We start from the raw sequence: 13,564 nt of genomic DNA, 5'->3' as shown, positions 1-13,564 counted from the left end.
TAAGCTAACCACTACTACTGCCTTCATGGTTCGGGACTTTCACCCTATAGATTGCACCCATGCCGGGCGCACGAAAAGGGCTGCAGCAGCAGCCCTTATTTTGAGTTAAGCATCAGACTATTTAGATTTTCTTATCTTCGATCATTAAAAATGCATGAAAAACAATCGTCTCACTTAGAAATATCCAAAGTGAATTATAAATTAATCACTTTATCTTCTGTCTGAGGATCTGTCTGAACATCGGCTTGTACACGCTTGCCTATTCCAAAAGCGAAATAACTAATTACAACGATAGCCAGAAAACCTATTCCAACCATAAGTGATATACGTGTGTCATCATTAAACCACATACCTATTAATACCATAATCAAGAAAGCGATGGTCAGGTAGTTTGTAACAGGTGCAAAAGGCATTTTGAATGGATGATTATCCATTTCAGCTTTTTTTACTTTTCTGAATTGAATTTGACTGATCAGAATGACAAACCACGGAATCATACCAGGAAGTACGCTCGCACTGTATACATGCACAAATAAATTTTCTGGTGCAATATAACTTAAAACAACCCCAATTGCTAACCCGACTATCACGCCGAACGTTCCGAATAAAGGGACACCGCTATTAGATACTTTCGCAAAGAATTTTGGCGCTTGGCCATTCATCCCTAATGTGTAAAGCATACGTCCTGCACTGTAAATACCACTATTGCAGCCAGACATAGCAGCCGTGATTACGACAAAATTAATGATTCCAGCTGCTGCCGTGATACCAACTTTCGCAAAAGTAGCAACAAATGGACTGCCAATCGCACTTAATTGATCCCAAGGGTAAACGGTTACAATAATGAAAATCGCACCGATATAGAAAATTAAAATACGCCAAATGGTACTTTGAATCGCTTTGGTTATCGTTTTTTGCGGATCTTTTGCTTCACCAGCTGTAATCCCTATTAGTTCTACACCTTGATAAGCAGCAACAACTAGTGATAGTGCAAAGAAGAAACCCTTCCAACCACCTGTAAATAAACCACCATGTTCCCAAAGATTTGATAACCCTAATGCTTCTCCCCCGTTACCGATGCCAAAGAAAATAAGTCCAAATCCTGCAACGATCATTAATATAATCGTTACGATTTTTATCAGTGCAAACCAAAATTCAATTTCACCAAAGGACTTAACGGAAATTAAGTTTGCTGCCCCAAGAATAACCATTGCGATTAAGCCTGGAATCCAAGCAGGGAGATCCGGGTACCAATACTGCATGTACGTTCCAACTGCAATAATTTCTGCCATCCCGACAATAACCCACTGGAACCAGTTACTCCAAGCAGTCATATACCCTGCCAATGGATGAATGTACTTATAACCAAATGTTGCAAATGAACCTGTACTTGGCTCTAAATACAGCATTTCCCCCATGGCACGCATAATCAAAAATATAAAAATCCCTGAGATTGCATAAGCTAACATTACAGACGGACCTGTCCATTGGATTGTGCTGGCTGAACCCATGAAAAGACCAACACCAATCGTACCGCCCAAAGCGATCATCTGAATATGACGGCCTTTCAAGTCCCTATTCAAATCTTTGTTTGCCATTCCATTTCCCCCTACACTACTAATAGTCAAAATTTGATGCAAGATGCTTAATGCTCTCCCTATTTAGTATAGAAATGATATAGCAGGCTCCCACTCTTTTAAATCTATCTTAAAGCTGCCTCTTAAAATCATTCTTCACTTTTAATTTAAGCATTCCTGACAGTTAGAAAGGTTCTTGTAAACATGAATTTCTAGTTATTAAGTATCATATGAACTTAGAAGCATAGCTTTATCCTAATCAACCTATTTCCGAATAATTAATACGAGGTTGTTCAATTGCGCCTTATAGAAAGCGCTTACTTTTTATTGGTTATTGAAAGTAATCCTTTAAACGTTTAAAATTCATCTGAATAAAGAAACTCGAATAAAAGAGTATTACAACTCTTTTATTCGGCAAGCAGGTTTATTTATGCGGTTACTAAAAGTGACCTTAATTTCAGTTTCACCAACATGTCATTCGTCATTTTCTCCAAATCATATTCCGCCTTAAATCCCCACTCTTCCTTTGCACAAGTTGAATCTATTGTATTTGGCCAGCTATCGGCAATGGATTGTCTTACAGGATCGACTTCATAATTCATGACAAATTCCGGAATATGCCTTTTAATCTCGGCTGCAATTTGCTCCGGATCAAAGCTCATGGCAGACACATTGAAAGAATTCCGATGTTTTAATTTTGAAGCATCTGCCTCCATTAGTGTAATGATGGCAGCTAAAGCGTCAGGCATATACATCATATCCATATACGTTCCCTTATCAATGTAAGAAGTATATCGCTTGTTTTTAATCGCTTCATAGTAAATTTCAACTGCATAGTCGGTAGTTCCACCGCCAGGAGGTGTAACATACGAAATCAATCCCGGGAATCGAAGACCTCTCGTATCAACCCCAAATTTATGATGGTAATAATCACATAATAACTCCCCGGATACCTTATTCACTCCGTACATCGTATTCGGCCGTTGAATGATGTCTTGCGGTGTCCAATCTTTAGGAGTCGATGGACCAAACGCACCAATAGAACTAGGTGTGAATAACTGGCAATCGAGTTCTCGTGCCGATTCCAAAGCATTGACCAATCCGCCCATGTTTAAATGCCAAGCTAAAAGAGGCTTCTTTTCAGCTGTTGCTGACAATAAAGCAGCTAAATGTATAATCGTATCCACTTCATGTTTTTTTGCCATATTAAACATCGCTTTTTCATCTGTAACATCTAAAATCTCAAATGGGCCTGATTGGGCAACATCGCTGTCCGTTTTTCGAATATCTGTTGCAATGATATTGTCAGATCCATAGATCTCTCTCATTTTCAGCGTCAGTTCTGAACCAATTTGACCTAAAGCACCCGTTACTAAGACCTTTTTCATCAAAAATCCCTCCCCTTTTTCTCTTTACAGCATGCAATGTTCTTAAATGATCGACATTTCTTTTCCTACTTTTTCATAAATCGCTAATGCACGATCCAGCATCTCTTTTGTATGAGCAGCAGTGGGCATATTCCGCACTCTTCCTGTTCCTTTTGGAACGGTAGGAAATACGATGGATTTAGCATATACGCCTTCTTCATTCAGCCTCTTTGAGAATTGCTGCGTTTTTGCTTCATCACCTATAATGCAAGGCGTAATCGGTGTTTCGCTCGCACCGATATCAAACCCTAATTCTTTTAGGCCTTTTTTCAAGTAATCACTGTTTTCCCACAGCTTATTTTGAAGATCTGAGCTAGTCATCAAAATATCAATGGCTTCTATACTAGCTGCAACTGCTCCCGGTGTGACAGCCGTTGAAAATAAAAATGGACGGCTTCTTACTTTTAACCAATCAATTAAATCTTTCTTTCCTGCTACATAGCCTCCTACAACACCAATGGCTTTGGATAATGTTCCAATTTGGAAATCCACTCTATCCGATAACCCGAAATGTTTTACCGTTCCTGCACCATTGCCTAGTACCCCCGAACCGTGTGCATCATCAACATAAGTAATTAAATCAAACTCTTCTGCAATCTCCACAATTTCAGGAAGCTTGGCAATATCCCCATCCATCGAGAAAACTCCATCGGTAATAATCATGACTTTGTTAAATAATCCGGACTCTTTTGCTTGACGCGCTTTTGTTCGTAAATCGTCCATGTCGGAATGGACAAATGGAATAATCTTTGCTTTAGATAATCGACATCCATCAATGATGGATGCATGATTCAGTTCATCTGAAAGAATGGCATCATGTTTATCCATCACTCCTGAAATGGCAGCCATATTACAATTAAAGCCCGATTGATAAGCAATGGCCGCTTCTGTATGTTTAAATTCAGCAAGCTTTTCTTCTAATTTAACATGAATATCTAATGTTCCGTTGATCGTACGAACGGCACCGGCTCCGACTCCATATGTTTTCGTTGCTTCTATGCAAGCCTCTATCAATCGTCGATCTGTTGCTAAACCTAAATAGTTATTTGATGATAAATTAATTAATTCTCTGCCCGCAATGGTGATTACCGGACCGTTTGGACCTTCTACCGGATCAATAACGTTGTAAAGTCCTTTATCTTTTAAATCTTCCAAATTTTCTTTCAAAAATCGATTTAATATTTCACTTGACATTTAATATACCCCCTCATTGATGTTTGGAATAAATGCAGGAATTTTATATGTTTTACCCCTATTTCAAGTTTATTGAATTTGACCATTTTTTCTAAAAACACATGTGTCCTCTCTAAAAACACACAAGGAAGTAACCTAAATCCTTTTATACTAATAGTTATAACAATCATAATAATAGAAATTTTCAATGTTGTCCATATTGTGTGGACAAAAAAATCGGAATTTTTGTAGTTTTACAATAAAACCCGCTAAAAAAGTCGTTCAAATCGCTGGAAATACAATGAGAATATCATCAATTTTCCAAAGAAACATATGTTTTATCTTCTGGCTTTTGGAGACTTTAACAAATAACCATAAAAAAGGAGGGATATAGTGAAAACAGAAGATGAAAAAACCTCAGAAGGCTTAAATGAGATCTTTGAAATCATCAATGCAAAAGGTGATATAGGAGAAATAAAAGAAATCGTCCAAAAATCTGTTGAAGAAGAAAATGAAGACAAGTAAACTTAGCGGATTAATTATCCTCTTTTATCTGTTTACATTGCTCTAATGGACAGTTAGTGTTCATTACAACACATAGGGTCCATACATCCTTTGACTAAACGGACCCTTTAGTTCATCCAAAAAAAAAAAAAGTTATGCACATAATCAGGAGCAAAGTCTGAAGAATAAGGATTTCCCCTATTTCCCCCTTCCTTTATCCACAACTTGTGCACAACTTTATTAAATTGAAAAATTGAAGCCAGTCCCTTTCATTGATGACGACTTCAAATGTACATTATGGGTTCACCCTTTTCATCCTGTGAAGTAAAGGACCATCTGAATGTTTATTTTCCCCTATTACAAAATTCGTCATATAATAGGTCAAATATTGACCATAATGATTATTGGTTTTTAACAATAACTCATCCACATAGTAAACTCCTTTGGGGATTCGATCCATTAGCAGCACCGATAAGGCAGCATATATACCGCAGGCCACTTGAAAGTATGTTGCATTGGTTTTGTATTTGGAAAAGATTTCGCCATTCTCTAATACATTGTACATATAATGCTCCTTTTCTTGATAAACAATAAGGACACCAACTAGATCTTCCCCTTCAAGTTCGTCTTCAAGCGGATCGAGAACCTCCATTTCATGGTCCCATAATTGATCAACATCATCCAGTTTTGAGCGGATTAACTCCGTCGTATGGTCATTTACCTTATATAAAAAGCCGCCTTCCATATCATACAATTTGCCCAAAGAATATACTTCTTCATGAGGCATTAAACAACCGTAAAACTGCTTGTCCCCTAAAGAGACTTTAAATTCGACATCATAAACATTTTCATATAAAAAGAGCGGTGTATGGTGGTTCATAAACATCGGATAGCTTGAAATAGCCTCGTCCAGAAAGCACTCGGGAGACCAGGTTGTGTAAATGACGTCCTTTTTTGCCTTCGCCTTGTCCTTAAAAAAATAATTGTCATGCTCTACAATATAACAGCCAAGTGGACGTTCTCCTGAATCTTTCTTTAACAGCTCAACGGCCATCCATTGAACCACTCCTGGATTCATTCCCGAACCAATAATGGCTGTTGAATTTGAAAATTGATCCTTATACTTTTCAAAATGCCTGATTCGTTCAATTAAAGGAAATCCATGAGATAATTCTTCCTTTTCGTCAATCGTTGTTTTTTCTATAGCGGAATTAACATAATTAACACCTAATGCATTACAGCAATCTAGTATTTCAACCGTATCCGCCCGTGATAGATCTATTACACAAAATGTTTTTGTGCTTTCAAGATGCTTAGTAAACCTCTTTGTATCTTTTAAATCAAGTTGATGGAATACAAAGTGATTTTTTAGCTGTGGAAATAATTCATGATAATATTTTTCTTCTTTTTGTTTAATATCGATTAAATGTAAAGTACAACTGGAAATAAAATGATGGATTGGATCCCTTTTATCAATAACTGATTTATTCAATATGGAAAGTATTGATTTTGCGGCCCCTCCCGCACTTCCTAAAATGGTTATCACTTTTTTGTTATCATCCATTTCTGCACCTCGTCACCTTTTACTTTAAACTATGTAGTTTTGGATGAAATGCAATGGACAAGTATCATTTATTCTTGAATTGAGCAATATGTACAAGCTATTTTCTCTACCATTTTTTAAAAAAGAAGCAGAAAGGCAGTTTCCTCCCAACAAAAAAAGTCATGCGCAAGATTAGGAAAAGGAAAAAAAATAAGGACTTCCTCATTTCTCTTCCTTTGTCCACACTTTATGCACAACTTTACATTTCATTCGGATCTATTCCCTCTAACGAAACAGTGCCCCGTAACCTTTAGACTAAATCAGATTTCCATGCCCCATCGATTCTTTTCGGTTTCCTTCATCTGTTTTTCCGTTTTCTCGGGATGGACGTTACGGAATTTATGGTGGTCAGCAGGGATGATTTCAATCATCTTTTTAATCATGTCTTCCGGACCGAATTGGTTCTTTAATCCCTCTTCTTGCTTTTTCATATCCTCTGCTCTTGTAAAATTCTTGGCTTTATCGAACCACTTCCATTTTTCCTCTGCTGCCCTGTCGTTAAAACCGGTATCGTAGGCACCAGGATTGATGGTCGCAACCTGCACTCCAAATCTCTCAAGCTCATCCTTCAAGGTTAAAGCAATTCCCTCGATGGCATGTTTTGTTGCCGCATAGGGACCGCCATATGGTGTCGTTATGATCCCAGCCATCGAACTCAAAAACACGATTTTTCCGCTTCCTTTTTTGACCATCTTTCTTGCAGCATGCTGAACGGTTTCAAGTGTAGCGAATACATTCACTTCGAAAAGCGCCCTGAATCGGTCCATCGGCATTTCCCCGAGCGGTCCGCCCTCATTGATCGCGGCATTTGCCACAAACACATCAAAGTCTTGGTTATCAATCAAAGCTCGATCACGTGCGTTTGTAATATCCAATTTAAATACTTCCATATCCAAGCCCTGTTCCTGCGCTTCCCTCATTAGATCCGTTTTCTGAGAAGTGATTTCCGTTGTGGCAATTACCCGGTGACCCCTTTTTGCAAGTCCGAGTGCGGCGCCTCTTCCAAGCCCGCTGCCCGCGCCAGTAATGAAGATTGTTTTGGCCATCTTCCATTCCTCCTATCAAAGTTCTCTACTGTTTCTACTTCCCATAAACGAATGACATAAACCATTAAAAATGGTATACACATATACGCGTTTATCCGTTCTATTAAGGGGAAAATGATAGATATATCACCCTAATTCCTGCATCTATTATCCTGATATGAGTAATAATTAACAAGAAGAGATACCCCAAGAAAAAAGGAGAATGGCTATGAATTATAAAAATATCACGATTGCCGGCAGCGGCGTTTTAGGTAGTCAGATTGCATTTCAAACCGCTTATAAAGGATTCAATGTATTTGTATATGACATCAATGATGAAGCATTAGAACGTGCAAAAGATAGAATCTCTAATTTGAAGCCATACTAGTATATCGATAAAGGAAGAATCGGAAGGGGAAGCAGGAGAAGGTTTCTACAAATATCCCAATCCTCAATTTGCCAAACCGGACTTTTTACAAGGATAATGAAGTTGTATGCAGGAGCAGGAGATGTCATTGGAACATCTCCCGTTTTTTCATTAGTGTTCAAAAAAAGACCCCGAAATCAGGGTCAATTGATGATGTGCATGTTAAAATAGTGATATTTTGATTGAACCTTATCCTCTATATTTATAAGCTAACCCTTTTAAGAAATTCCTGGCGAATTTATCCCCGCACTCTTTATAATTTCTATGACCAACTTTTCTTAATATGGCGCTTAATTCTCCTTTGGTTATCATGACTCCTGCTTCTTCCAAGATATCAATCATATCCTCGCTTGTTAATGTCAGCGCGATTTTCATTTTCTTTAGCAGAATATTATTCATGCTTTCCTTATTCTTTGCAGTAGGTGCCGGGTTTTCTGGCTGGCCGGGTTTTGGTTCTTGTTTCCCTCTTTTAAAAATGATCAAGCCATTTAAAAAGGACTCCAACATCGTATTGTTACATTTTATACCTTCATCATCCATATCATCTTCGTCGTATTCATCATAGAAACCGTCTTTCGGCTTTGTGAGCATCTGCATGACTTCTTCTCTTGTCACTTCAATATCCCCAAGTTTAAATATCTCTACCATATCTTTATTTTTTATATCGAGCGCATACCTTAAACGAATCAATATATCATGATTATGCATTCATAAACCTCCTGTATCTTTTTCTTTTTTCACAGTACCTTCATTATTTCACAAATGGATGGGAATAAACACAGCTGAAAATCCGGGAACCCATTACGGATTCCCGGATTTTCAGTTCCGCCACTACAAGCAGAAGCTGAATAAAGTGCACATCTAACTTTTGGGGAGTTACATCATTTCACTGTCTCCGTTTTCCTTTCCAAAGTTATCAAGTAATGCACGCACTTCATCTGTTGATTTCGTGTTCATTAATTGATTTCTTAATTCACCGGCTCCACGGAATCCTTTGACATAAATTTTGAAAAAGCGATGAAGCCCTGTGATTGAACGTGGCAGCATTTCCGCATATTGATCTTGAAGATCAAGCTGCAGCCTTAAAAGATCAAGGTATTCTTTACTGCTATGCTCTTTTGGCTCTTTTTCAAAAGCAAAAGGGTTTTTAAAAATACCTCGCCCGATCATAACGCCATCAATACCATATTGTTCAGCAAGCTGCAGCCCAGTTTGACGGTCAGGGATGTCTCCATTGATTGTTAGTAACGTATTTGGTGCGAGGCGATCACGTAATTTTTTGATTTCCGGAATTAGCTCCCAATGTGCATCCACTTGGCTCATTTCTTTTCTTGTACGTAAATGAATAGAAAGGTTCGCAACATCCTGTTTTAAAATATGCGTTAGCCACTCCTCCCACTCATTTACATCTTCAAAGCCAAGTCGTGTTTTCACGCTGACAGGCAGTCCGCCCGCTTTTGCTGCTTGAATAAGGTCTGCCGCAACGTCTGGACGCAGAATAAGGCCACTGCCTTTCCCTCTCGATGCCACATTCGGTACAGGGCAGCCCATATTAATATCGATGCCTTTAAACCCTAGCTCTGCCATGCCAATACTCATTTGGCGGAAATAATCGGGATTATCCCCCCAAATATGTGCCACCATTGGCTGTTCATCTTCTGTAAACATCAAACGGCCACGCACACTTTTCATACCCTCTGGATGACAATAGCTATCCGAGTTTGTAAACTCTGTGAAAAATACATCCGGTCGACCGGCTTCACTTACTACGTGACGGAAAACAACATCTGTCACATCTTCCATCGGTGCAAGTACAAAAAATGGTCGTGGTAAATCACGCCAAAAATTATCTATCATTTCAAACTCAAATCCTCTCACTATGGATACAACTTCAAACTCTCGGTCAAAAAATACAAAGCCAAATGTTCCACTTCTTTTAACACTTATATCATGCTTAATAATTTATTATCAAACACAAGTACATTTGGACATTTATAATTTGTGAAAAACTATTGTAAAAATCGGCAATGTTTATTTTAACGAAAATCGGTCCTGAATGGTATATTCTTCTTCAAAATCTAAAGTAAGTGATAGACGATTCATATTCTTCATCAACACTCTCCAAACCATATTCAATATAAATTTATTAATCCGCTACAAATAGAATAAGGAAAAGGCAACTCCCGTATAGGGTTAGTTGCCTTCTTTTAAAATGAGTTGCGAGACACACTCCACATGGCTCGTCTGCGGGAACATATCCACAGGCTGCATTGATTCTACTTCGTATAATGCGCTCAATTCTTGAAGGTCCTTCGCCAATGTAGACGGATTGCAAGATACGTACACTATGGTTTTCGGTTTAACTTTCAAGATGGCCTGCAGTAAGGATTGGTCACAGCCGGATCTTGGTGGATCGACGACCAGCACGTCCGGTTTCCAGCCTTCTTTGGTCCAGCGTGGCAGGATATTCTCGGCTTTGCCTGTTTCATAATGCATGTTGGTGCGTTTGTGTCTGATGGCATTTTTCTTGGCGTCTTCAATGGATTCTTTGATGACGTCCATTCCGCGAACCTCTTTTGCATCTTCAGACAGCCAAAGTCCGATAGTGCCTACACCGCAATAAGCATCTACGACTTTTTCAGTGCCGGTTAGGGCTGCCGCTTTTTTCACTTCGTCATACATGCGGACTGTTTGGACCGGATTAAGTTGGAAGAAAGTACGGGCCGATAGTTCGTATGATAGGTCACCCAATGTTTCGTTGATGACTTTTTCGCCTGCAAGATGGATCGTCTTTTCGCCAAAAATAAGTGATGTGTTTTGGTTATTAATATTTTGAACGACTGATTTCACTTCCGGCAGTTGGTCACGAATTTGTTTAAGCAATTGATCTTTTTGTGGAATTTCTTCCGCTCCTGTAACTAAGACCACCTGCACTTCACCTGTTTCAAAGCCAACTCTTGTAATGACTGTACGGATCACACCTTTTCTCTTTCTTTCATTATAGATCGAGATATTCAGGTTCTTTAGGATCTTCTTCACTGTACGTGTTACTTTATTAGTAGCCTTATGCTGTACAAGACAGTTGGGAATATCGATCAAGTTATGGGAGTTTAAGCCGTAAAGACCGGCAATCAATTTGCCATCTTTCTGACCGACTTGGTACTGACTTTTGTTGCGGTAGTTCCAAGGATCTTCCATGCCGATTGTTTCTTTTATATTTAATGAAGAAATCGGGAATTTCGTATGACGTTCCATCGCTTGAATGACGATATCGCGTTTTTCAATAAGCTGCTGGTCATAGCTTAAATGCTGTAACTGACATCCTCCGCATTCAGCATAAACCGGACATGGGGCTGCAATGCGGTGCGGTGATTCTTTCCGGATGGTTTTTATTTTTGCTTCAGAAAAGTTCGGCTGTACTTTCGTTATTAAAGCTACTATTTCTTCACCTGGTAATGCTCCTGGGACGAAGACGACTTTCTTTTTGAAATAACCGACTCCCTCCCCGTTAATGCCAAGCCGTTTAATGGTAAGGGGAAGCGTTTGATCCACTTCTAGTTTTGTATCTTGAATGTTTGTCATTTCTTTTCACTCCGTTTTTCAATGCTTCTCCACAAATAGAGGGAAGCGTAGCTTAGATATGGAGCCCATTTCACACTATAGGTTTCCATTTCTTCTTGGGTTGGCTTTTGCGGTAAGCCATATAATTTTTTCAAGGCATTTTGAATGCCAATATCGGCTTTGGGAAACAGATTCGGTCGGCCGAGTCCAAAAAGCAGGAAGTTTTCAGCCGTCCATCTACCGATACCGCGTATTTTTATTAGTGTATCCATAACATCTTGATCGGATAACTTGTCCATTATATCAAGATTGAGATGGCCCTGAATGATTTGCTCGGAAAGTCCGATGACGTATTCCGCTTTTCGGCCACTGAATTGAATGGCTCTTAATTGCTCGATTTGAAGTTGGGCGGTTGTTTCCGATGTCGGATAAAACCAGGCACCTTCTATCTGGTATCCGAATGTTTTAACGAATCGTTCCGTTAGCGTATGTGCAAAAGATAAATTCAATTGCTGATGTATGATGCATTTGACGAGGCAACTGTAGTAATCGAAGTCCAAGACTATGGCTGTACCGCGGTGCTCTTCGAAGATTTCCCTTAAATCTGATTCCCGGAAATGCCGGGAAACGCCTTCTAATGGCTGATGCCAATGAAAAACCTTTTTTAACCGTTCGATTGCTTTTGACTTGTAAACCTCTGAATGACCTTTGATGATGAAAGATGGTTCATCGATATATCCTATTGCCTGAACCTGCAAAACGATTGGTTCTCTTTCTATATATAGCGGAACTTTTACCGTCCTGTTAGTAAAATCAACTACCTGAAGTGGGTCTAACGATAATCGTTCGAGAACAAGATCGAAATTATAGGGTCCTTGAACCTGTAATTTTTCTGTCCACACAAGCGATCCATCCTTTAGCAGTTTTCCACGTATTATAGCATGTTTCCAGGAATATTACTTGAAATTGAAGAGAATGGATAAAAGCGGGACCTGAATTATCATTACAGGACCCGCTTTTTATTTTAATAAAGCATTCGGTTTGGCAATTGTTTCGCAATCATTAAATCATCAAGGCTGCTGAATTTGTATCCCTGTTTTTCAAGATCCGTCAAAATCGAGTCGAGTGCTTCCGCATTATCTTTTGATACGGTATGCAGTAATAATATCGCCCCGGGATGAATCTGCTTAAGCACTTCATCGTGAGCGAACGCGGCACCCTTTTGTTGGTCAACAATCCAGTCTTTATATGCAAGCGACCAGAAAATGTGGTAATATCCTTCTTTTTGTGCGACTTTCATTGTTCTCTCATTGAATATACCACGCGGCGGCCTAAGGTAGTTCATCCCCTGTTGACCGGTTAATTTTTCCGTCGCTTTTTTAACCCTCTCCAGTTCAGTGCGAATTACATCATCCGTCACACTGGTCATATCAGGATGGTTCCAAGAATGATTCCCGACGATATGTCCTTCATTCGCCATACGGACAACAAGCTCAGGTGCCGTTTTTAAATAATGACCCGTGACGAAAAAAGCCCCAGGAGCCTTATGTTTCTTCAGAACATCCAGAATCTGTGCCGTGTACCCATTTTCATAACCGTTATCAAACGTTAAGTATATATCTTTTTTCTTTGTATCCCCTTTATAAATCGCCTCATATTTAGGCAGCATCTCATTGAAGTTTTTACCAGCATCGGCAGGTGTCCCATTTTTCCCTTTATTGAAGCCCCAGTTATAGGATTCTGCAAAAGCTGGACTTGCCAAAGAGCATATCAAGCATATAAAAGCGGATAAAATCACGATTTTTTTCATTTGAATATCCCCCATGTTCTTTTTTCTTAGTGTTTGGAACATAGAGATTTATATGCATGATATTGCGAAGGTCGAATCTCGCTCCGTGGGGCGAATTATCCGGTTGGACGATTTCTGCTGCTCTAGGCTGAATTATAACCTTAATCCCACACAAAAAAAGGCCTTTCCTCCGAAAAGGATTGGCCCCTCTGTTTGTTTATCCTTTAAATAGCGCCTGTGCAGCCTTCCAAATAATGGTGATGGCAAAAATGAGAACGATTACAATTCCGATTACGTCTAGGAATGTTTCAAGACCGGAGAAAATAGTGTTTGCCACAGGAAGTTGGATGAAAGCAAAACCGGATAACATGGCGATAAAGAATAAGAAGTAGCTATTCTGCATGAAAATCCCCCCTTTCTCTTCTAATATATGTGCGGCCGTTCCAAAAGATTGTACTTTTATGAGGTAATTATCGCC

At 39.2% G+C, this 13,564-nt stretch carries 12 protein-coding genes and 1 pseudogene; 2 read left to right on the top strand and 11 right to left on the bottom strand.

The window, feature by feature from the left end; genetic code table 11:
* Nucleotides 1-194: 194 nt before the first annotated feature.
* The 3 genes from N9I19_RS06255 to N9I19_RS06245 all read right to left on the bottom strand — a co-directional run bounded on the left by N9I19_RS06255 (nucleotide 195) and on the right by N9I19_RS06245 (nucleotide 4,198).
* On the bottom strand, nucleotides 195-1,598 hold the full coding sequence (locus N9I19_RS06255) for an amino acid permease (RefSeq protein ID WP_317777280.1): 1,404 nt from the start codon (nucleotides 1,596-1,598) through the stop codon (nucleotides 195-197).
* A gap of 407 nt (nucleotides 1,599-2,005) precedes the next feature.
* A complete protein-coding gene (locus tag N9I19_RS06250; RefSeq protein WP_317777279.1) occupies nucleotides 2,006-2,965 on the bottom strand; it encodes an L-threonine 3-dehydrogenase in 960 nt (319 codons plus the stop codon).
* 42 nt (nucleotides 2,966-3,007) lie between these two features.
* The gene (locus N9I19_RS06245) at nucleotides 3,008-4,198 is read right to left on the bottom strand and encodes a glycine C-acetyltransferase (protein WP_061461541.1); all 1,191 of its coding nucleotides are present in this window, start codon (nucleotides 4,196-4,198) and stop codon (nucleotides 3,008-3,010) included.
* A gap of 372 nt (nucleotides 4,199-4,570) precedes the next feature.
* Between N9I19_RS06245 and N9I19_RS06240 the strand changes: the two genes are divergently transcribed.
* On the top strand, nucleotides 4,571-4,702 hold the full coding sequence (locus N9I19_RS06240; RefSeq protein WP_286140827.1) for a hypothetical protein: 132 nt from the start codon (nucleotides 4,571-4,573) through the stop codon (nucleotides 4,700-4,702).
* 274 nt (nucleotides 4,703-4,976) lie between these two features.
* Here the strand turns inward: N9I19_RS06240 and N9I19_RS06235 are convergent, their stop codons facing one another.
* Complete coding sequence (locus N9I19_RS06235) at nucleotides 4,977-6,245, bottom strand: S-adenosylmethionine decarboxylase related protein (protein WP_317777278.1); 1,269 nt, start codon at nucleotides 6,243-6,245, stop codon at nucleotides 4,977-4,979.
* Between the two features lie 299 nt (nucleotides 6,246-6,544).
* Nucleotides 6,545-7,330: an SDR family oxidoreductase gene (locus N9I19_RS06230; protein WP_317777277.1), complete on the bottom strand. Its 786-nt coding sequence runs from the start codon at nucleotides 7,328-7,330 to the stop codon at nucleotides 6,545-6,547.
* A gap of 208 nt (nucleotides 7,331-7,538) precedes the next feature.
* On the opposite strand from N9I19_RS06230, the pseudogene N9I19_RS06225 reads away from it, so the two are divergent.
* Nucleotides 7,539-7,688, top strand: a pseudogene (locus N9I19_RS06225) (3-hydroxyacyl-CoA dehydrogenase NAD-binding domain-containing protein); the annotation flags it as partial.
* A 237-nt stretch (nucleotides 7,689-7,925) separates the two neighbouring features.
* Here N9I19_RS06225 and N9I19_RS06220 read toward each other — a convergent pair.
* From N9I19_RS06220 to N9I19_RS06195, 6 genes are all read right to left on the bottom strand, one after another.
* Nucleotides 7,926-8,444: a YehS family protein gene (locus N9I19_RS06220; protein WP_317777276.1), complete on the bottom strand. Its 519-nt coding sequence runs from the start codon at nucleotides 8,442-8,444 to the stop codon at nucleotides 7,926-7,928.
* A 168-nt stretch (nucleotides 8,445-8,612) separates the two neighbouring features.
* A complete protein-coding gene (locus tag N9I19_RS06215) occupies nucleotides 8,613-9,593 on the bottom strand; it encodes a tRNA dihydrouridine synthase (protein WP_317777275.1) in 981 nt (326 codons plus the stop codon).
* A gap of 336 nt (nucleotides 9,594-9,929) precedes the next feature.
* Nucleotides 9,930-11,318 carry a 23S rRNA (uracil(1939)-C(5))-methyltransferase RlmD gene (gene rlmD / locus N9I19_RS06210; RefSeq protein ID WP_284471871.1) on the bottom strand — a complete coding sequence of 463 codons (1,389 nt, stop codon included), beginning with the start codon at nucleotides 11,316-11,318 and terminating at the stop codon, nucleotides 9,930-9,932.
* Entirely contained in the window at nucleotides 11,315-12,199 is an 885-nt protein-coding gene (locus tag N9I19_RS06205) for a DNA-3-methyladenine glycosylase family protein (RefSeq protein ID WP_317777274.1), read from the bottom strand. Before N9I19_RS06205 ends, rlmD begins: the two co-directional genes overlap by 4 nt.
* A 122-nt stretch (nucleotides 12,200-12,321) precedes the next feature.
* Nucleotides 12,322-13,107 (bottom strand): delta-lactam-biosynthetic de-N-acetylase, encoded by a 786-nt coding sequence (gene pdaA, locus N9I19_RS06200; RefSeq protein WP_317777273.1) that lies wholly within the window; start codon nucleotides 13,105-13,107, stop codon nucleotides 12,322-12,324.
* 196 nt (nucleotides 13,108-13,303) lie between these two features.
* On the bottom strand, nucleotides 13,304-13,489 hold the full coding sequence (locus tag N9I19_RS06195; protein ID WP_089362623.1) for a hypothetical protein: 186 nt from the start codon (nucleotides 13,487-13,489) through the stop codon (nucleotides 13,304-13,306).
* Nucleotides 13,490-13,564 lie beyond the last annotated feature (75 nt).

It is taken from the genome of Peribacillus sp. CSMR9, assembly GCF_033141925.1.
Lineage (GTDB): Bacteria > Bacillota > Bacilli > Bacillales > DSM-1321 > Peribacillus > Peribacillus simplex_A.
Note: the sequence above shows the minus strand (reverse complement) of the source record. Positions and strands in the feature narration are given on the sequence as shown.

Bases quoted from the DNA above. Each gene is read 5' to 3' on its own strand.
- N9I19_RS06255 (WP_317777280.1), bottom strand. From the start codon at position 1,598: ATGGCAAACAAAGATTTGAATAGGGACTTGAAAGGCCGTCATATTCAG.
- N9I19_RS06250 (WP_317777279.1), bottom strand. From the start codon at position 2,965: ATGAAAAAGGTCTTAGTAACGGGTGCTTTAGGTCAAATTGGTTCAGAA.
- N9I19_RS06245 (WP_061461541.1), bottom strand. From the start codon at position 4,198: ATGTCAAGTGAAATATTAAATCGATTTTTGAAAGAAAATTTGGAAGAT.
- N9I19_RS06235 (WP_317777278.1), bottom strand. From the start codon at position 6,245: ATGGATGATAACAAAAAAGTGATAACCATTTTAGGAAGTGCGGGAGGG.
- N9I19_RS06230 (WP_317777277.1), bottom strand. From the start codon at position 7,330: ATGGCCAAAACAATCTTCATTACTGGCGCGGGCAGCGGGCTTGGAAGA.
- N9I19_RS06220 (WP_317777276.1), bottom strand. From the start codon at position 8,444: ATGCATAATCATGATATATTGATTCGTTTAAGGTATGCGCTCGATATA.
- N9I19_RS06215 (WP_317777275.1), bottom strand. From the start codon at position 9,593: ATGATAGATAATTTTTGGCGTGATTTACCACGACCATTTTTTGTACTT.
- rlmD (WP_284471871.1), bottom strand. From the start codon at position 11,318: ATGACAAACATTCAAGATACAAAACTAGAAGTGGATCAAACGCTTCCC.
- pdaA (WP_317777273.1), bottom strand. From the start codon at position 13,107: ATGAAAAAAATCGTGATTTTATCCGCTTTTATATGCTTGATATGCTCT.
- N9I19_RS06195 (WP_089362623.1), bottom strand. From the start codon at position 13,489: ATGCAGAATAGCTACTTCTTATTCTTTATCGCCATGTTATCCGGTTTT.